20 protein-coding genes are annotated in these 19528 nt (G+C 59.9%); 4 read left to right on the top strand and 16 right to left on the bottom strand.

The window, feature by feature from the left end; all coding sequences use genetic code 11:
- The first annotated feature begins 275 nt into the window (after positions 1-275).
- A complete protein-coding gene (locus NCHU2750_RS23310; protein WP_119944132.1) occupies positions 276-725 on the top strand; it encodes a MarR family winged helix-turn-helix transcriptional regulator in 450 nt (149 codons plus the stop codon).
- Between the two features lie 288 nt (positions 726-1013).
- Complete coding sequence (locus tag NCHU2750_RS23305; RefSeq protein WP_119944131.1) at positions 1014-2249, top strand: PAS domain-containing protein; 1236 nt, start codon at positions 1014-1016, stop codon at positions 2247-2249.
- Positions 2250-2366: 117 nt separating this feature from the next.
- Here the strand turns inward: NCHU2750_RS23305 and NCHU2750_RS23300 are convergent, their stop codons facing one another.
- On the bottom strand, positions 2367-3740 hold the full coding sequence (locus NCHU2750_RS23300) for an aspartate aminotransferase family protein (protein WP_119944130.1): 1374 nt from the start codon (positions 3738-3740) through the stop codon (positions 2367-2369).
- 387 nt (positions 3741-4127) lie between these two features.
- Between NCHU2750_RS23300 and NCHU2750_RS23295 the strand changes: the two genes are divergently transcribed.
- Together NCHU2750_RS23295 and NCHU2750_RS23290 are read left to right on the top strand one after the other, a co-directional pair.
- Positions 4128-5372, top strand: a complete 1245-nt coding sequence (locus tag NCHU2750_RS23295) for an amidohydrolase family protein (RefSeq protein ID WP_119944129.1) — start codon at positions 4128-4130, stop codon at positions 5370-5372.
- Between the two features lies 1 nt (position 5373).
- Entirely contained in the window at positions 5374-6870 is a 1497-nt protein-coding gene (locus NCHU2750_RS23290) for a gamma-glutamyltransferase family protein (protein ID WP_119944128.1), read from the top strand.
- 29 nt (positions 6871-6899) lie between these two features.
- Here the strand turns inward: NCHU2750_RS23290 and NCHU2750_RS23285 are convergent, their stop codons facing one another.
- The 15 genes from NCHU2750_RS23285 to NCHU2750_RS23215 form a co-directional block, all read right to left on the bottom strand.
- Complete coding sequence (locus tag NCHU2750_RS23285) at positions 6900-7223, bottom strand: hypothetical protein (protein ID WP_119944127.1); 324 nt, start codon at positions 7221-7223, stop codon at positions 6900-6902.
- Between the two features lie 11 nt (positions 7224-7234).
- Positions 7235-8170 (bottom strand): 2-hydroxyacid dehydrogenase, encoded by a 936-nt coding sequence (locus NCHU2750_RS23280; RefSeq protein ID WP_119944126.1) that lies wholly within the window; start codon positions 8168-8170, stop codon positions 7235-7237.
- A gap of 24 nt (positions 8171-8194) precedes the next feature.
- Positions 8195-8938: an amino acid ABC transporter ATP-binding protein gene (locus NCHU2750_RS23275; protein ID WP_162939775.1), complete on the bottom strand. Its 744-nt coding sequence runs from the start codon at positions 8936-8938 to the stop codon at positions 8195-8197.
- A gap of 65 nt (positions 8939-9003) precedes the next feature.
- Positions 9004-9807 carry a transporter substrate-binding domain-containing protein gene (locus NCHU2750_RS23270; protein ID WP_162939758.1) on the bottom strand — a complete coding sequence of 268 codons (804 nt, stop codon included), beginning with the start codon at positions 9805-9807 and terminating at the stop codon, positions 9004-9006.
- A gap of 49 nt (positions 9808-9856) precedes the next feature.
- Positions 9857-10513: an amino acid ABC transporter permease gene (locus NCHU2750_RS23265; RefSeq protein WP_119944352.1), complete on the bottom strand. Its 657-nt coding sequence runs from the start codon at positions 10511-10513 to the stop codon at positions 9857-9859.
- 13 nt (positions 10514-10526) lie between these two features.
- Positions 10527-11195, bottom strand: a complete 669-nt coding sequence (locus NCHU2750_RS23260; protein WP_119944123.1) for an amino acid ABC transporter permease — start codon at positions 11193-11195, stop codon at positions 10527-10529.
- Between the two features lie 104 nt (positions 11196-11299).
- The gene (locus tag NCHU2750_RS23255; RefSeq protein WP_119944122.1) at positions 11300-12322 is read right to left on the bottom strand and encodes a LacI family DNA-binding transcriptional regulator; all 1023 of its coding nucleotides are present in this window, start codon (positions 12320-12322) and stop codon (positions 11300-11302) included.
- A 99-nt stretch (positions 12323-12421) separates the two neighbouring features.
- Positions 12422-13483: a molybdenum ABC transporter ATP-binding protein gene (gene modC / locus NCHU2750_RS23250; protein WP_119944121.1), complete on the bottom strand. Its 1062-nt coding sequence runs from the start codon at positions 13481-13483 to the stop codon at positions 12422-12424.
- Positions 13480-14181, bottom strand: coding sequence for a molybdate ABC transporter permease subunit (modB, locus tag NCHU2750_RS23245; RefSeq protein ID WP_119944120.1), 702 nt, complete (start codon positions 14179-14181; stop codon positions 13480-13482). Before modB ends, modC begins: the two co-directional genes overlap by 4 nt.
- A 140-nt stretch (positions 14182-14321) precedes the next feature.
- Positions 14322-15113, bottom strand: coding sequence for a molybdate ABC transporter substrate-binding protein (gene modA, locus NCHU2750_RS23240; RefSeq protein ID WP_119944119.1), 792 nt, complete (start codon positions 15111-15113; stop codon positions 14322-14324).
- A 293-nt stretch (positions 15114-15406) separates the two neighbouring features.
- Positions 15407-15994, bottom strand: a complete 588-nt coding sequence (locus tag NCHU2750_RS23235) for a peroxidase-related enzyme (RefSeq protein ID WP_119944118.1) — start codon at positions 15992-15994, stop codon at positions 15407-15409.
- The gene (locus tag NCHU2750_RS23230; RefSeq protein ID WP_119944117.1) at positions 15991-16479 is read right to left on the bottom strand and encodes a CMD domain-containing protein; all 489 of its coding nucleotides are present in this window, start codon (positions 16477-16479) and stop codon (positions 15991-15993) included. Before NCHU2750_RS23230 ends, NCHU2750_RS23235 begins: the two co-directional genes overlap by 4 nt.
- A 54-nt stretch (positions 16480-16533) precedes the next feature.
- Positions 16534-17331 (bottom strand): ABC transporter permease, encoded by a 798-nt coding sequence (locus NCHU2750_RS23225; RefSeq protein WP_119944116.1) that lies wholly within the window; start codon positions 17329-17331, stop codon positions 16534-16536.
- A gap of 3 nt (positions 17332-17334) precedes the next feature.
- Entirely contained in the window at positions 17335-18198 is an 864-nt protein-coding gene (locus NCHU2750_RS23220; protein WP_119944115.1) for an ABC transporter permease, read from the bottom strand.
- A 247-nt stretch (positions 18199-18445) separates the two neighbouring features.
- Positions 18446-19495 carry a substrate-binding domain-containing protein gene (locus tag NCHU2750_RS23215; RefSeq protein WP_119944114.1) on the bottom strand — a complete coding sequence of 350 codons (1050 nt, stop codon included), beginning with the start codon at positions 19493-19495 and terminating at the stop codon, positions 18446-18448.
- Between the last annotated feature and the right edge of the window lie 33 nt (positions 19496-19528).

The raw sequence follows: 19528 nt of genomic DNA, 5'->3' as shown, positions 1-19528 counted from the left end.
ATTACCAACGATTCCCGGCGGGCTCCATCGGACGTTCACGAAACCGCAGACCTGCAGCCGAGCGCGCATAACCAACGCGCGAATGCTGCATCAGGCCGAGGCGAGAACGGTAGGATTGCCGGCTGACCGGCCTCCGCGATTTCCTGTCGGGATTTGCTTTACGTCATGTAAATAGTTCACATGCGTACTATTCTCAAGTCATCAAATTGTGTAGAGCCCATTTTGTGATCCGAAAGGTTCAGACAGATTGCCTCGAAACACTGAAGAGCAGCCCGATGGACAGCCGGCAGATACTCAAGCGCAAAGCTACCGCAGCCATATTGCGCGGCGCCAACCTTTGGCGGCGGTTGGCGGAGCGCGCCTTGGCGGACGAAGGCATATCGGCCGCCCGTGCGGATGTGCTGATCTGGCTTTACAGGTTGGGCGGCGGCCTTCGACAGGTTCAGCTTGCTGACGCTATAGGACAATCAAGCAATGCGCTTGTCCGCCTGCTCGATGAATTAAGCGCGGCAAATCTTATCGAACGCAAGCCGGACGAAAAGGATCGCCGTGCCAATGCCATATGGCTCACGGTTGAAGGCGAGATCATGGCAGCTCGCGCAGAAGAGATTCTCGTCGGCCTGCGTGACAAGGTTCTGGTCGACGCCGCCGATTCCGATCTTGAAGCGATCGTTCGGCTTCATGAGACAATTTCCGCCTCAATAACCGATCGCGTCGACGAATAGCGACGGATCCTGTCATCCGCGCGTATCGGCCTGGCTGTTCCGCCCGTCCGAGCCGAGTCTACGGCGCTGCTGTAGGCAATTGAACATTCAAAGAGCGCTTGCCCTGATGGTCTGCGCCGCGCTCCATCATTCTTTCCAGGAACAATTTCGCTAAAATTTGAAATTCTCGTCGCATGCTTGACGATCGTCAAAAGCAGCTGAAATCAGTAATGACAACGTGAAAATCCGATGCAACAAATCCATGTCACGAATACGGGAGGGTATTCTCGCGATTTGACGGATTAATACATGAAACTCAAAAAGCATATCAGCGAGACAGATGTTTCAATCGAAATAGAGTCTCCATTCTATTTTAACGAGTTGTTCTTCTCCCGGACGGACGGGCGGGGAAAGATCCAATCCGGCAATGAAGTATTTCAGCGGATCAGCCAATATTCATGGAGCGAACTGGCTGGGAGGCCACATAATATCATTCGCCATCCAGCGATGCCACGTGCCGTTTTCTGGTTGCTCTGGGACAGGTTGAAAAAGGGGCTACCGACTGGCGCCTATGTTAAAAATCGCGCCAAGGACGGGCGATTCTACTGGGTATATGCCATTATTACACCCTGCGAAGGCGGCTTTCTCTCGGTGCGATTGAAACCTGGCAGCGCCCTGTTCGATGTCGTTCAGGCGGAATATGCAAAGCTGCTGCGCGCAGAAGGCGAGGAGGAACTGTCCCCCGCTGAAAGTGCAAGGCTATTGTTGGCGCGCCTTTCTGAGCTCGGGTTTGACAGTTACGACGCCTTCATGGCGGAAAGCCTCGTGGCGGAGTTCGCATCCAGAGAGGAGCAACTCGAACGGCGCGGCAAGCAGACCCTACCGCTCTATGCTCGTCTGATACCATCGACCGGCCGACTTCTGCGCGCCGCACGCGTAATCACCGAGGGGTACCAGGCTTATCGTTTCGTACCGCTCAACCTGCTCGTGCACGCGGGCCAGATGGGCGATGCCGGCGCTGCCATCGCGACAATCTCCAACAACTACAATCTTCTCTCCGACCAGATTCAGCAGGGCCTGCGGGATTTTCTGGATGCGGCCGTCAGGGTGGCGCACACGATCCATATCGGTGCGTTTCTGCTGGCAACCTCCTACCTCCAGCAGGAAGTCGTTAACGGTTTTCAGAACGAAGAGCCGATCGTCGGCGTCGATCACCCGCGGGAGCAAGCTCTTCTACGAGACCAGTTATCGACCTTCCAAGCTCACGCCTTGAAGAGCCTTGGCGATATGGAACGAGAGCTGAAGAGCTTTTTCGACCGCGCATCAGAGATGAAGAGGCTGGCGCTTGGACTTGCCGCAATCCGGGTAATGGGCAAGGTGGAGACGGGCCGCCTCAATGCCACCGGGTTGAAGGATCTCATAACGGACCTCGAGGCGTTTCAGGAAATCCTACAAAGCGGGCTTTCAGACATATTGCACGTCAACAATGGCCTGAGGTCCGACGCCGCCCAACTGATGGAAGCCTATTCGCTGGAACAAGCCTGAGCCTGCCGCAGCAGCATTGCTCGCGATACCCGCCGGTGCGTCATCGGCGCCGGGAGGGAAGCAGTCGGTTGCGTTGCCTGGCCCTGGGAAACACTCTGGGCCAGGCAATAGCTTTGTTCAGGCCATGGCCCCGCGGACGTCCGGATCCTGCAGGGTCTGATCGAGGGTCAATCTGGTCCGTTCAACGATGGCATCGATTTCCGCATCCGTGCAGCAGAGCGGCGGAGCATAGCCGAGTACACCATTGCCGAAGGCCCGCAGCACGACGCCGTTTTCCCATGCGCGATCGAAGACCCTGCGCGCAGGAGCCGCCGCCGCCGGGAGCGGTGTCTTCTTCGCCTTGTCGGTGACCAGTTCAACGGCCGCAAGCATGCCCCGGCCGCGAACATCGCCGACCAGCGGGTGATCCTTGAGGCTCTCAAGGCCGGCCATCAGCCGCGCACCGGCGCGCACCCCGTTTTCCAGCAAGCCGCCCTCATAGAGCTTCAGCACTTCAAGGCCGACGGCGGCACTGACCGGATGAGCGGAATAGGTCTGGCCGTGACCGATCGCGGCCTCACCGGCAGCGTCGGCAAGAACCTCATAGACGTGGTCGGACATGAATACGGCGCCCATCGGCACATATCCGGATGTCAGGCCCTTGGCGGTCGTCATGAAGTCCGGCACGATATCTTCGTCGGAGCAGGCGAAGAGCGGGCCTGTGCGGCCAAAGCCGGTAATGACCTCGTCGGCGACGAACAGGATGCCGTAGGAACGGCAAAGTTCGTGCATGGCCTTCATCCAGCCCGGCGGCGGGACAAGGACACCGCCCGAACCCTGGATCGGCTCGACATAGAACGCGGCCACGCGCTCCGGCCCAATCGCTTCGATCTTGCTTTTCAGCGCATCCAGCGAGGAGGCTATGATGGCCGCCGGATCGCTACCGGCCGGATTGCGATAGGCATAGTGCGAGGGGATCTTGTGCTGCCATTCGTAGGGAACGCCGAAGCCGGCATGGAAGGCGGGCAGCGCGGTCAAACCGGCGCCCGCGGTCGAAGATCCGTGATAGCCCTGTTCGACCGATATGAACTGGTCGCGCTGCGGCGTACCCTTGGCATGCCAGTAATAGCGAATGAAGCGGATCGTGCTGTCGACGGCATCCGAGCCACCAAGGGTGAAATAGACATGGTTCAGGTCGCCGGGAGCCCTGTCCGCCAGTTCCGAGGCAAGCCGGATGGCCGGTTCGCTGCCGAGATCGAAATAGGCAGTGGCATAAGCCAGTTCACGCATCTGCTTGGCCGCAGCTTCGACAATGCTTTCGTGGCCATAGCCCGCATTGACACACCAAAGGCCGGCGAAACCATCGATGAGCTGGTGACCGCTTGCATCGGTCACCGTTGCCCCCTTGGCGGAGCGCAGAACGCGTACGCCGAGTTTCTCGTGACCACGAAACGACGATACGGGATGGACAAGATGGGCGCGATCCAACTCGATCAGCGAGTTGCTGAGCATGACTTTTCTCCTGCTTGCCCTGATCCGGAAGGTCCGCCTCAGGCCGGATGTCCGAGGACGAAACGACGAGGATCGACTGGCCGGTGAACGGTGTGTCGGGCAGTTGCTGACTGGCACGACAGAGATTAAGGCGCAGTCGAAAGAACATTCTCCCGTCGATTACGATGGTTCGGAATGTTCAACCGTTGCATTGCGGCATCGCCACATCTTGTGCCGTCGAGCGCAGTGTGAGCAGGCCGATTGTGTGGTTCGTTTGGCGGATGATGCGCCTCAAAGGATCGGCCTTCGGTCTCATCGGCGACGTAACCCACAGGTCACTCGCGCATCGTCGCGAATGCTGATCTATTCTCACGGTGATTCCGGACGGGAACGGGCAAGTGGCGACAGATGCAACATAATGACGACGGCAATTTCATTATCGATAACATCCGCCTGGCCGCCGGGCACGGACCAAAGTCCATCCATGTGAGCAATGGACGGATCGCGGCAATCGGAACGGTCACAGCGACCGATACGGTTAAGCGCCTGGACGGTGCCGGCGCGCTCCTGATGTCCGGTTTCACCGATGCGCACGTTCATCTCGACAAGGCGATGATTCTCGGGCGTTGCCCGCTCTGCGAGGGCACTCTTGCCGAAGCCGTTCGACTGACGGCTGATGCGAAGCGCGGTTTCACCGCAGAAGATGTGGAAACGCGCGGACGCAAGGTGCTGGAGATGGCCGTGAGGGCCGGCACGCAGCGCATGCGGAGTTTCGTCGAGGTCGATCCCCGCGCGGGCCTGCGCAGTCTCGAAGGCCTCCTCCGCCTTAGGCAGGAATGGGCGGCGCTGATCGATCTGCAGCTTTGTGCCTTCGCCCAGGAGGGACTGACGAACGAGCCGGAAACACTCACGCTGCTCGACGAAGCCCTGCGCATGGGCGCCGATCTCGTCGGCGGCTGCCCCTATACCGACCCCGATCCGGCGGCGCATGTCGGCTTGATATTCGACATGGCCGGCAAGCATGATGTCGACGTCGATTTCCATGCGGATTTCAACCTGGATCCGGAGAATTCGATCTTACCCGAGATCATCCGACAGACCGTCGAGCGTGGCTGGCAGGGCCGCGTGACCGTCGGCCATGCGACGAAATTTGCTGCCTTTGATCCGGAACGCCGGACAACCATCGCCAAGGCCATGGCGGATGCAGGTGTTGCCCTTGTTGTACTGCCCGCCACCGATGCATTCCTGAACGGCTCTCGGGACAATCCTCTGCGCCCGCGCGGCATCGCGCCCGCCAAAGAAATCAGGGATCTCGGCGTCACCGTTGCCCTGGCCACCAACAATATCCAGAACCCCTTCACACCCTTTGGCGATGCATCCTTGCTGCGCATGGCCGGCCTCTATGCCAATCTCGACCAGTTGGCGACCGATGCCGATATGCGGACCATCCACACCATGATCACCAGCGACGCAGAAAAGATCACCGGGATGACGGCGCCGGCGCTATCTGTCGGAGAGATCGCCAATTTCATCCTTCTTGCGGCAGAGACGGCCGAGGAGGCGGTGCGCAGCAATGCCGCCGTGGTCGGCGTGGTCAAGAGCGGCGTTGTAAGACTGTGGGCTCCCGTGCAACCGCTTAGAATGACGAACTGACATGACGGATCACCTGGCCATATCCCCCCACCCTATGGCAACTGCCGTCGGCAACGAACTGCTCGCGGCCGGCGCTGCCGCAGCGGAGGCAGCCGTCGCGATCGGCGCGTTGCTGAGCGTGGTCATGCCGCATTTCTGCGGCATCGGCGGCGATGCGGTCTGGCTCGCGGCGGATGCGGAAGGCACGGTGACCGCCATCAATGGCATCGGCCAGGCTTTCTCCTTTACCGAAAACGTCGCGCAGATCGAAATGCGCGGACCGCGGTCCATCCTCACCACTGCGGCGGCGATACGGACATGGGAAACGGCCATCGCGCTCCAGGCACCAGGCTGCGATATTGCACCGCTGCTCGAGCCGGCCATCAAGGCTGCCCGCGACGGTTTTCCGGTTGGCGCGTCGCAGGAGTTCTGGACGCAGTTCCGCGCCGACGAAATCGGCAACTGGCTCGGCTTCGAGACCTATGCCGAAGCACGGCAGGGACAGAAGATGATCCAGCCGGCTCTGGCCGGCACCCTATCTGCGTTGTCCGAGAATGGCCTCGACAGTTTCTACCAGGGGGACCTTGCCGCCCGCATTCTGGCCGACCTTCGAAATATCGGCATTAATGCCAGACCGGAAGATCTTGCGGCGACGAGGGCAGAGCATGGCGCGCCTATGCAGGTTGCCTATCGCGACGTCCTGCTTCATGCACCACCGCCGCCGACACAGGGCGTGACGACGCTGGAAATCATGGGCATTCTCGACCGGCTCGGCCCTGCGCCGGAAATGGGCAGCGCAGACGATTACCACCTGATGGTCGAAGCGGTGAAAGCCGCATTTCTCGACCGTGGCAGAATCGATGATGCCGACGATGCACGTGCCTATGCCGAGAAATTGCTGTCGCCCGCGCATCTGGACGAACGGGCCGCTTCAGTTGACCGGCAAAGCGCCAGGGCTTGGCCGCATGTCTTCGAGACCGCGGACACTGTCTATTTTGCAGCGCGCGACCGTAAAGGCCGATGCATTTCAGCGCTGCAGAGCACTTATTACGACTGGGGCAGCGGCTGCTGCCTGCCGCAAACCGGGATCATCTGGCATAATCGCGGAGCAAGCTTTCGCCTGACCGACGGACCGAACCGCCTGAGGCCGGGGCGCCGACCTTTCCATACCCTGACACCCGGCATCGCCACCAGGGGCGGAAAGCCCTACCTGCTCTATGGAACGCAGGGGGCCGATGGCCAGCCGCAGACCAGTTGCGTGATCCTGCGCCACATGATCGACCATGGCCTTGCACCTAATGAGGCGCTGCACGCACCACGGTTTCTGCTCGGGCGGACATTTTCAGACAGCAGGGATAGCCTGAAGCTCGAACCGATGCGTGGCAGCAACGCCCTGCAGGCGATGGGACATGAGGTCAGCCCGATCCCGGCACTCAGCCCGCTCGCCGGTCTGGCGGGCGCCATCAGGATCGAGGGGAACGAGGTGATCGGCGCAAGCGACCCGCGCGGGGCGGGTTGAAGTCCAACAATCGAGATTGCGGCTCGTTGTTATCCGTGTGCGAGGTCGAACACGTGGTGATGGATACGCCCGTCGAACATCTCCATCAGGCCCTTGGTCATCTCGCGGCTCTCGTAGCGCACCGGCGATTCCAGTGCGGCGGCAAGCGCCTCACGGCTGTCATAGGCCGTCCAGAGGGCCATCGGATAGGAGGGCGCTCCCTCGTCGCGCTCGACATTATAGAGAACCTTGACCTCGCGGATACCGGGAAAGGCGAGCCACATTGGCATCAGCTTCTCCGCGACATAGGCCTTGAAGGCTTCGTCCTTGCCGGCATGAATTACGCCTTCGAAGAAGGCCTGTCGAATAATCATGGCTTTGCGCCTCAGTTGACTGTGGTCGGGGGCTTTTCGCCGGCAAAATAAGCGGCGAGGTTCTTCAGCACCATCTCACCCATGCCGAGGCGCGTCTCGATCGTGGCGCTGCCCTGATGCGGCATGAGCACCGTGTTGGGCGCTGTGAAGAAGTCCGGCCTGATACTCGGCTCGTTGACGAAGACGTCAAGACCGGCGCCCGCGATCGTGCCATCATTCAAGGCGGCAAGAAGGGCATCCTCGTCGACGACGGTGCCGCGAGCGATATTGATGAGATATCCCTTCGGGCCGAGCGCCTTCAGTATGTCTGCGTTGATGATGTTGCGGGTTTCGGCATTGGCCGAGATCACCACGCAGAGCACATCGCTGTCCTCGGCAAGTTCGATCGGCGTTGCACAGGCCTTCCAGTCGGTGTCGCTCACCGGCGAGCGGTTCCAGTAGCGGACGGACATGCCGAAGGCTTCGGCTTTGCGGCCGAAAGCCTTGCCAATCTGGCCGAGGCCGAGAATGCCGACCCGCTTGCCCTTGGGGCTGACGCCGAGCGGAAACTCGCCCTTCGTCCACTTTCCGTTGCGCAGATAGGCGTCGCCATAGGCGATATGTCTCAAAACGGCGAGCATCAGGGCTATGCCGATATCGGCCACATCGTCCGTCAATACGCCAAGCGTCGTTGCCACGTCGATATTGCGCTCGCGGGCAAATTTCAGGTCGATCCTGTCGGTGCCGACCCCGTTGACGGCAATGACGCCAAGGCTCGGCAGCTTCTCGATCCATTCGTTCGAAATGCCGCCGCCGCCGCCGGTTGCCACCCCGCGAATACGCGGCAGCGCCTCTTCCACGCCGGCCTTCTGGCTCCCATCATAGGCACGATGGACGGTGTAGAGCGCATCGAGTTGTTCCTCGATCGGTTTCATCATCGGCTCGAGGAGCAGGATATCTGGCTTCATGTCTGTCTTCCTATGCGACGGCAATCAGGAAATCTGGCCGAGGAAATTCTTCAGGCGCTCGTTTTGCGGATTGTCGAAGAACGTGTCCGGCGGCCCCATTTCGAGGATCTCGCCGCGATCCATGAAAATCACCCTGTCGGCCACCTGGCGCGCAAAGCCCATTTCATGGGTCACGCAAAGCATGGTCATGCCTTCCTTGGCCAGATCGATCATCGTATCGAGAACTTCCTTGACCATTTCCGGGTCGAGCGCCGAGGTCGGTTCGTCGAACAGCATGATCTTCGGGTTCATGCAGAGCGCGCGGGCGATCGCCACGCGCTGCTGCTGGCCGCCGGAAAGCTGGGCGGGATATTTGGCCGCTTGTTCGGGAATGCGCACACGCTCGAGGAAACGGCTAGCAGTGGCCTCAGCCTCAGATTTGGAAATGCCTCTGACCTTCATCGGCGCAAGCGTGCAATTCTCCAGAACCGTCATATGCGGGAAGAGATTGAAGCTCTGGAACACCATGCCGGTTTCCTGGCGCACCAGATCGACATTCCTGCCGCCGGCCGTCAGGTCATGTCCGTCGACGACGATGCGCCCCTTCTGGATGACTTCCAGCTGGTTGATGCAGCGGATGAGCGTCGACTTGCCGGAGCCCGATGGCCCGCAGATGACGATCCGCTCGCCGCGATTGACGGAGAGATTTATCTCCTTCAGCGCATGGTAGGCGCCATACCACTTGTTGACGCCTGCCATGCTGACGGCCGCATCGGAGTTTCCGTGCATGGCCGCCGCAGCCGCGTTTGCTTTTGCCTCGGTCATGCGAGGAACTCCTTCAGGCCTGATTTCGGTTACTTCTTCGCAGCGGAGACAAAGTCCGGCAGCGGAGCACCAAGCCACTTTTCGTGGATCTTGTTGAGTTCGCCGTCGGCCTTGACCTTCTGTACGAAGGCGTTCACGGCTGCCAGCAGTTCGGTCGATCCCTTGCGGACAGCGATGCCCTGGACCTGGCTGGTAAGCTGGATCTTCTGGTTGAATCGGCCGGGAGCAGCCTGGTCGATCTGTGCTGCGACGACGTTCGATACGCCGATCAGATCCACCTGACCGGACAGCAGTGCCTGCACCGCGCTGGCATCGTCATCGAAACGCTGGATCTTGGCATCCTTCGGTGCGATCTTGGTGACGGCCGTGTCCTGCGTCGAAGCGCGAGCGACGCCAATCGTCTTGCCGGACAGATCCTCGGGCTTGGAAACCTGCGTGGATGTCGGGCCGAAGACGCCGACCGAGATGCCGGCATAGGGATCGGAGAAATCGACGCTCTTGGCGCGTTCCTCGGTGATGCCGAGCGAGGCGACCAGCAGATCGACCTGATTGCTCTGCAGATAGGGAATGCGGTTCGGGCCGGTCACCGGAACGATCTGGACCTTCACACCCCATTCCTTGCCGAGCAGTTTTGCGACATCGGCGTCATAGCCGTCCGGTTCGTTCGACGTATTCATGATGCCGAACGGAGGGAAGTCCACCAGCATGCCGACCTTGAGAGTGCCGGCCTGCTTGATGGTGTCTACCGTCTGCGCGGATGCGAACGACGCGGTCGCACCGATCAGCAATGCGGCACCGATGCCGGCCATCGCCATGCGTCTGGAAATATTCATGCTCCTACCCTTTCTTCTCATCCGGCATCCTCCCGCCGGCTGGGACCGGTCAACGTGTTGTCGACCGGGAAAACCTGACTTCCATCCGGCGTGCCAGAAGCGACAAAGGCCAGCAGAGGACGAAGTAGATGGCTGCCACCGAACCGAACACCATGAACGGGCTGAACGTCGCGTTGTTGATGATCTGGCCCTGGCGGGTCAGTTCGGTAAAGCCGATGATGGCTGCGAGCGACGTGCCCTTGATCAACTGCACGAGAAAACCGACCGTCGGCGCCACCGCGATGCGCGACGCCTGAGGCAGGATCACATAGCGCATCCGGTTGAAATACCGCAGCCCGAGCGCGGTTGCAGCCTCACGCTGGCCCGGCGGGATGGCTTCGATGCAGCCGCGCCAGATCTCACCCAGAAAGGCGCTGGCATGCAGCGTCAGCGCCACGGCCGCCGCGATCCATGGGTTGATGGCAAAGCCGATGATGTTCATGCCGAAGAACACCAGGAAAAGCTGCATCAGCAGCGGCGTACCCTGGAAGACACGGATGAAGCCGGTCGCGATCAGCCGCGGCCATCTTGCATCCGAAACACGCACCAATGCGATGAACAGGCCACCGATACCGCCACCGGCAAAGGCGATCGCCGACAGCGCGATCGTCCATTGCGCCGCCATGACGATGATCCAGAATTCGTTCCAGCCAAAAGGTCTGATCAACATGGCCAGTCTCCTATCGGCTCAGCGGATAACGGAATGTGGCTTTCTCGATCAGCGAGAAGGCTGCAGAGAAGATGATCGACATGACCAGATACATGACGGTGATGACGATATAGACTTCGAAGCTGGCAAATGTTGCCGACTGTAGGTCGTTTCCGGCAGCGGCGAGATCGTCGGCGGAAATGGCCGAAACCACGCTCGACGTCAGCATCAGGTAGATGAACTGGCTGGTGAGCGCAGGATAGACGGTCCTCAGTGCCGGCTTCATGATGATGTAGCGGAAGATCTGCAGCTTCGACAGGCCAAGCGCCGTACCAGCCTCCACCTGCCCCTTCTGGATCGATTCGATGCCGGCGCGAATGATTTCAGTGCCATAGGCGCCGAAATTGACGACAAGGGCGAGCAGTGCTGCGCTATTTGGCGTCAGCCGCAGGCCGAGCGTCGGCAGACCGAAGAAGATGAAGAAGATCTGCACCAGGAAGGGCGTATTGCGGATGATCTCGACATAGGCATCGATGACCCAGCGCAATGGCGCGATACGCGATGTCTTGCCGGCGGCACAGAGGACCGAGACAATGAGGCCAAGCACCATCGCACCGCATGACAACTGGACGGTGACCCACGCGCCATAGAGCAGGTTGTTAAAGCCAGCCAGAACCGGTTCAAAATTGAACTTGTACATGAGCCCCTCCACGCTCTGCCTCGCGCTCCACCGCGATGCAATTAGATCGATCTAAATCGGTTGTCAGACAAGGTCAAGCTGTCCGATTGTTAAAATATGCCGGTTTACACATATGCCGTACAGGACTGACGGATATGAAGCTGCGCTGCCTTCACAAGTCTGCGAGGTTCCAGGTCGGGATTGGTCAGGCGATCAAGCAGAAGACCTGCCGCCCCCTCGCCGATCGCCTCCGGAAACGTCGCAACAGATGTCAGGCGCGGCCGCATGGCCTCGGCGTCGGCCACATCATCGAACCCGACCAACGAGAAGTCCTGACCGATGCGAAGGCCGAGGTCGTAAAGCCCGGCCGACAGGCCAAGCGCCACCACATCGTTGAAGCACACGACGGCGCTGGGCTTGGCAAGACCAGACGAAAAAAGCTCGGCGGAACGGGCGATCGCGGATATCTGATGCGGTACGCGCGTGATCCTGTCCGAGGCGAATCCGTGCGCCTCCATCGCCTGCCGAAAACCATCCACCCGTTCCTGATAGGCGGAATGGACAGGCCCGTGCACGGCAAATGCAATATCCCGGTGGCCAAGTTCGGCGAGATGGTCAACCGCCTGACGCATGCCGAGAGCATAATCGACACCGGCGTAATCGCATTCGTCCGAAACATGCCTCAGCACCTGGACGACCGGCATGTTCCATTCTGCCATTCGGGTGACGAGATCCGGATCCGTGCCCGCGGCTGGGCAAAGGATGATACCGTCGACCCCCTGTTCACGCATTCGGGTCAGTAATGCTTCCTGCCGCGGCAGGACGTCATTGCTATTGACGAGAAGGACCACCATGCCGGCAGAATCGATCACCGTCTCGATGCCGGCCAGTAACTGGATGAAAAAAGGATTGGTCAGATTGGGAATGACGACGCCGATGGTGAGGCTTCGATCTGCCCTGAGACGCGCGGCGCCCAGGTTATAGACATAGCCGAGTTCGTGCATCGATGCTTCGACCCGTGCGCGCGTCTCGGCACCCACAAGCGGGCTTTTGCGGATCACCAGCGACGCGGTCGCGCGGGAAATGCCCGCGTGCCGGGCCACATCCAGCAACGTGACACGGCTTCTTCTCTTGCCTTCCATTCCCATGAATACGCGCCGACCTCCCCAACCGAAGCGATATTTCAGCTATAGATTGACCGCCATCCTTTGTCGGTCAATCCTTTAGGCCGAAGATCTCCAGCTTTTCTACCGCTCGAGCGCAACCGTCTTGATGACAGCGAAGGCCGGCTTGCCGATTTCGAGCCCAAGGCGTTCCTGTGACAACACCGTGATGCGCGCAAGCACAACGTCCGCGCCGGACCTGATGCGAACCCGCACCATGCCATCGACATCCGGTTCGATGGCTGAAACTACACCTTCGAGGATATTGAGGGCACTCAGCCCTTCCGGCCGGATAATCGCCACCATGACGTCCCGCTCTGGGATATGGATACGAACAGCAGCCCCTTCCCTCACCCTGGCATTGGGAAGGATAATCTCTGCCGCAGACAGGCCGATGGTCACAAGATTATGAACAGGGTCGACGTCGCGCACCACGCCGGAAAGAACAGCACCAGCCTCACGCCGATCAGCGGAAGGCAGGGTCAGTATTTCGGAAGTCGTGCCGGTCGCCTCCACCCGACCGTCTTTCATCATCACCACCCTGTCGGCAAGCTGGGCAACTTCCGCCACCGAGTGGCTGACATAGACGATCGGGGTGGCGGTTTCGTCCCTCAACCGCTGCAGATAGGGCAATATCTCCGCCTTGCGGGCTTCATCGAGCGCCGCAAGCGGCTCATCCATCAACAGCAGGCGCGGCGCAGACAGAAGTGCGCGGCCGATGGCGACCCTCTGCTTCTCACCGCCGGACAGACCGGCCGGGCGTCTGTCCAGCAAGGCGCCGATGCCAAGCATGTCGATGACCCGATCGAAGTCCGCCGAGGCTTCACTCCTCGGTGCAAACCAGCGTCCATAGCCTAGGTTCTGGCGCACCGAGAGATGCGGAAAAAGACGCCCCTCCTGGAAAACATAGCCAAAGCGACGGCGGTGCCGCGGCACGAAGATGCGCTTTTCGGTATCGACCAATACAGTGTCATCGATGACGAGGCGCCCGTGATCGGGTCTTGCTAGGCCCGCGATGATGCGGATCATCGAGGTCTTGCCGGAGCCGGACCTGCCGAAAATCGCTGTCACCCCTCCTTGTGAACTGAAAGCTGCATCGAGAGAAAACGCGCCAAGCTTCTGTTTTACTTCGACAAAAATCGTCATTCAGCACTCACTCTCTTGCCGACCAGATGTGCCAGCAATTCAGAGGCGAGTAGGGCTGCGAAGGAGATCACGATCGCCACCAGCGTCAGGCGCATGGCACCGAGATCACCGCCCGGCACCTGCGTGAAGGTGTAGATGGCGGCGGAAAGCGTCTGCGTCTCGCCGGGAATGTTGGAAACGAAGGTGATGGTTGCGCCGAACTCACCCATTGCCTTGGCGAAGCAGAGGATCATTCCGGCGATTATCCCCGGCAGGATCAATGGCAAGGTAACGGTCAGAAATACCCAGGCGGCGCTGGCCCCCAGTGTCCCGGCGGCCTCTTCCAACTTTCGGTCAACTGATTCGATCGAGAGCCGAATGGATCTGACCATCAGAGGAAAGCCCATCACGCCACAGGCGAGCGCCGCCCCGGTCCAGCGGAAGGAAAACACGATGCCGAGATATTCGTTGAGAAAGGAGCCGACGACGCCACGTCGACCGAAAACGATGAGCAGAATGAAGCCAGTGACCACTGGCGGCAGGATCAGCGGCAGGTGAACGATACCGTTGAGGATGGACTTGCCCCAAAACCGGCCGCGCGCAAGCAGATAGGCCGTCAGGATGCCAAAGGGCAGGCTGACGATCATGGCGACGCCCGAAACCCAGAGGCTGAGCCGGATCGCAGTCCACTCCTCGTCACTTAACACCAGCCAGTCCAAAACTCACCCCACCCTAATGCTGCCTAATAATGCTTTTCTCGCGCGTTGCAATCACGATACGCCGCTGAAACAAAACAGCACGCAGACCGAACATGGCATGCGTGCTGCCGGATAAGAGCAGAAGCGTAGTCCGAAAAACCTTACTTCAGGACCGTAAAGCCTTCCTTCTCGAAGAAGGGAGCAGCCTTGGCGGACTTCAGGTAGTCGAGATAGGCGTTGGCATCAGCCGACTTGGAGTCCGACAGGATGGCGATCGGATAGATGATCGGCGGATGGCTGCTTTCGGGGAAGGTCCCGACAACGACGACACCCGGATCGGCAACGGCATCAGTGGCATAGACGATGCCGTAAGGTGCTTCTCCGCGAGACACGAGCGCGAGTGCTGCACGAACGCTTTCGGCGAATGCAACATTCTTCTCGACGCCTGCCCAGCTCCCGAGCTTCTCGAGCGCTGCCTGACCATATTTACCGGCCGGCACCGACTTGGGCTCGCCCATGGCAAGCTTGCCGCCCTTGAGCAGGGCCGCCAGATCGAAACCGTCCTTGATCTCGACAGGCTTTGCATTGTCCTTCGGAGCGACGAGAACGATGCTGTTGCCCAGCCAGTTGGACTTGTTGTCTTCCTTGACCAGCTTCTTGTCGGAAAGATATTTCATCCAGTCGAGATCGGCAGAGATGAACACATCGGCCGGTGCACCGCTTTCGATCTGCTTGGCGAGAGCCCCGCTCGCGGCATAGGACACGGTCACGTCCTTCGATGCCTCCGTCGTCCAGGCCTTGTTGGCTGCATCGAGTGCATTCTTCATGCTCGCAGCGGCAAAGACGGTGACCTTGTCCTGTGCGACAGCGGGCGCCATAGACGCTGCAACCGCGAGAAGCGCGCCGGCGGCAATGGCAGCGGCTCTATTCCGCCAACGACGATCAACCTGCATTTTGTATACCCCCTGATGTTCAAGATATCGCACGGGATATATCGATATTGCACGCTTGGCTAGCAATATATTCACCGGAACATATTGATCGAGCGCGACTAAACAGCTGTCATCCACCTGAAATTGCGGGATGCCAAGAAAGGCATGCCTCCCCGCACCGAACGAGCGGACTGCACGACAACGAGCCGCCATTCCCGGCTCGCCGGACCATTTCAATAATTGGCCATCTCGATAGGCGGGCGCTTGGGCTCTTTATCAAAATCCCGATCGCCGCGTTTAGATTGTGCCGGATATCAAGCCTGTGCGTCTGGCCGGAAAGGCTCGCCAAGCGTGTGCATCAGCCGGTTCGCCCAGCCGAAGATCGCCGTCGACAGGATGAGATCGAGGATCTCCGTATCATCGAGGCCAACAGCTTTCAGGCGCTGCATGTCCTCATCCGTTGCGGCCGGTGGAAACGCAGACAGCTTGACCGAGAAATCGAAGATTGCCTGTTCGCGTGGCGGCAATGTCGCAGCCGTTTCATGGGCAAAAATTTCTTTAACGATCTCGGTCGTCCTGGTCGCCTGATTGAAATGTCGCGCGTGGACGGCGATGCAATAAATGCAGCGATTGACGATCGATGAGCCGATCGCACCGAGTTCCCGCCCGCCACGATCCAAGCCATCCTTGCCATACATGATGCCGTTGAACAGCGGCGATCGATGCAACAGGGATTCCGGATCGTGCGCCAATGTCAGGACGTAGTCGGAGACCTTCTTGTTGGCCGGCGTGATCTTCAGCGCCTCCAGTTGCTCAGGCGTTGCCGTATCGAGATCGATCGGCTTGACGAAGGGACGCCAGTCCAGCACCTCGGTCGTATAGTCGTGAACGGCTTCGCTCATCGGGCAATCTCCATCAGCCGCAGGCCGGCAACGAGGCGAGCCTGATATCCAAGAAAGGCGGCAAGCTCCGCCAGGCGGACGATGTCGGCATCGCTGACGCCGGCCGCGTAAAGCCTCTCGATATCGCCACGAGTCGCTGTCCGGGGGCGGCATGTCAGCATGTCGGCGTGGTCAAGAATGGCCTGCAGCCATGGGTCATCGGAGCGCGTGTCCGGTTCGACGAGACCAACCAGATCGTAGAAATCCTCAGCCTGGGTGAAGTGCTCGTAGTAATGATCCTTCATCCGCATATCGCCGAGGCGCTCGGATGCGCGAACGGCAATCAAAGCGCGCAGCGCATGGGACAGTCCTCCCGGCTCGGCCGGCGTCAATACCGCCTTGCGGCTCGCCTCGGTCAGCGCCATCAGATCGGCACGCCGTGCCAGCAGCTTTGCAAGACGGTCATCCGCGCCGTCGCCAACGAGGGTCTCAATCAAATCTGTCATGTTCAACTTTCACAGGGCAAGAAGGGGCGTGGCGCTGACAGGCAACGGCATCTGTCATCCGGCTACCGTCATCTTTTCGATCCCGTAGACGCGATCGACGATAATCAGGGCGACAACGGCCAGCAGCAACTGAAGCGTGCTGAGTGCCGCGATCGTCGGATCGAACTGGTTTTCCATATAGCTCAGCATGACGACCGGCAGCGTGTTGGTATCGGCACTGCCGAAGAAATAGCTGATCGGCAGGTTGTCGAAGGAGGTGAGGAAGGAGAACAGCGACCCCGCCATAATGCCCGGCCGGATCAGCGGCAGCGTCACATGCCAGAAGGTCAAGAGCGGATTGGCGCCGAGAATAGCGGCCGCCTCCTCATAGGCACGCGGCAGGCCGGCATAAACACCTGCAACGGTGCGCACGATGTAGGGCAGGCATACGACCGTGTGAGTGATCAGCAGCGCCGAAAACGAAATGCCGACACCGAGCCAGGACAGGAAGAACAGCGAAGCGAAACCGATAACGATCATCGGCATGGACAGCGATGAGAGAAGGAAGGTCATCACCGCGCCTGCCCAGGCGCTGCGCGAGCGCGCCAGATAGATCGCCGCGGGAACGCCGATCACGCAGGAAAGAAGCGTTGCGCCGATGGCGATTTCGAAACTGACGATCAGCGCATCGATGAACGGCTGATATTCGAAGATATGGGCGAACCACTTCATCGACCAGCCGGGAATGGGGAAAGATACATAGCCGGCCGAGGTGAACGACACGACGACGACGATCAGGATCGGCGCCAGCATGAAGACGAAGAAGAGGACGACGAAGGCGGCGAGGCCGATATTGATCCAGTCGCGCTTCATCGCTCAGGCCCCCTTGCGGCGCACGAGGCGCAGTTGCAGGAACAGGCAGGCGACGGCGATGACCAGAAGGATGGTGCTCATCGCGCTGGCCATGCCGAAATCGCGCGTCGTGTTGAATTGCTGATAGATCATCAGGGGCAGCGTCTGCAGCCCGCCGCCGAGCAGGACCAACGTGACGAAGCTGCCATTGGCGATCATGAAGACGAGAATGGCACCGGTACCAATACCATCCAGTGACAGCGGCAGGGTCACCTCGAAGAAGGTCCGCAGCCGGTTGGCGCCGAGGATCTTAGCCGATTCCTCCAGCCGCGTGTCGATGCCTTGAAGCACTGTTGCAATCGACAGCACCATGAACGGCACCAACACGTGGACGAGCGCTGCAATCGAAATTTCCGGTGAATTGGTGAGCCTCAGCGGCGACGAGATGATACCGAGCTGATCGACCAGCAGGTTGTTGACGAGGCCGCGGCGGGCGAAAAGCACCTGCCAGCCGAATGTGCGCATAATGATCGATGTCAGAAGCGGTGCGATCAGCAGGAAGATGATCAGGCCAGCCCATCGTCCGGCCTTGCGGACGAGAAAATAGGCGACCGGATAGCCGATCAGGATCGAGATCAGCGTGACGCCGGCGGACAGCAACACGGTCTGGGCGATGATGCCGAGATAGAAGCCGTCGGTGAGCAGCGAGACGTAGCGCGACAGGGTGAAACCGCCGTCATCGGCGATCACGCTGCGCATGCCGTTGTCGAAAAGCGGCAGGACAAAGAAGACGACGAGAAACAGCACGGCAGGCAGCGCCATGAGATGCGGCGTCAGCCGCCGCATCCGTCGGGTTGGCAATGTCTGTTGCAGGTTCGTATCGCTCATCGAATGCTTCCGTCGCGGGAAAGGTCCATCGCCCCACGGAGCAGGGCGATCATGTGTGTCTTAAAAGTCCCCCTCTGGCCTGCCGGCCATCTCCCCCACAAGGGGGGAGAAAACCTGGGGCAACCGCCTGCCCAAATTGAGCCTCGGCGAACCGACCGGGTTAAGCCCTCCCCCTTGTGGGGAGGGTTGGGAGGGGTCTTGTCTCCACTACGATCGAGCTGCCCGAAAGAGGCAGCCCATCTTCATCTTAGCGACCGATATCCCGGTTCCAGCGATCGACCCATTCATTGCGCACCTGAGCGATCTGCTCATAGGGCGGGAATGCGGTCTTTTGCCAGGGCGTGATGCGCGGCTTTAGCTTTTCGCTGTAGACGACGTCGGTATTGGTGACGCCGTAGTTCATGATGTCGGCGAACTTGGTCTGGTTCTGCGCGTCGAGGATTTCGTTGATGTAATCCCAGGCGAGCGGATCGGCATTCTTCGGCTTCTGCACGGCAACGCCGTTGAGCGAGCCGCCTTCTTCGGGGTTGATGAAGTCGATCCAGGTGGCGCCGCTGTCATAGTGGTTCCAGGTGCGGCCATCGAAATAGATACCGCAATCGGCTTCGCCGGAAGACAGGTGGTTGAAGAAGTCGTTCGGGCCGGCCCAGAACACGAGGTTCTTCTTCATCTTGTCCATTGCCTTGAAGAAGGGATCGATATTCTCCACACCGCCGCCAAGTGCCTTGGCCATGGCCCAGATCAGCATGATCGGGGTAACGGCATAGGAGATGGACGGCACGGAAGCGATAAGATCGCCGGACGAGACGCGGTCGACGAATTCGGCAAACGATTTCGGCGGGTTCTTGACGCGTTCCTTGTGGAAAGTGATACCGCCGACGCCATAATCGAACAGCGTGCCCTTGCCCATGACGCTGTCGGTCAACTGCTGCGGGATCTTGGCAAGGTTCGGGACCTTGTCGACGGAAATGGTATCGACGAGGTCGGCCTTGGCAGCGGTCAGGGCAAGGTCAGGCGTCATGATCAGCACGTCGACGGGAGGCTTGGCCTGATTGGCTTCGACCTGCGCCAGCCATTGCGGCGGGCCGCCAAGCGAGACATTGGCCTTGGCCTTGGTCTTGGCCTCGAAGGGCGCGACGAAGCAGCTGCGGATCGCCTCTTCCCAGACGCCGCCAAAGGCGGTCACGGTGATTTCCTTCGACTGGGCATTGGCGAGGCGCGGCAGGCCTCCCGCCATCAGGCCGGCGCCGACTGCGGCGCTGCCACCGAGGAAGTGTCTTCTCTTGATTGTCGTCATCGCAGTTCTCCAAAGCTGGAACGAGGTGGCATC

Origin of the sequence: Neorhizobium sp. NCHU2750, assembly GCF_003597675.1 — a bacterium.
Classification (GTDB): domain Bacteria; phylum Pseudomonadota; class Alphaproteobacteria; order Rhizobiales; family Rhizobiaceae; genus Neorhizobium.
Note: the sequence above shows the minus strand (reverse complement) of the source record. Positions and strands in the feature narration are given on the sequence as shown.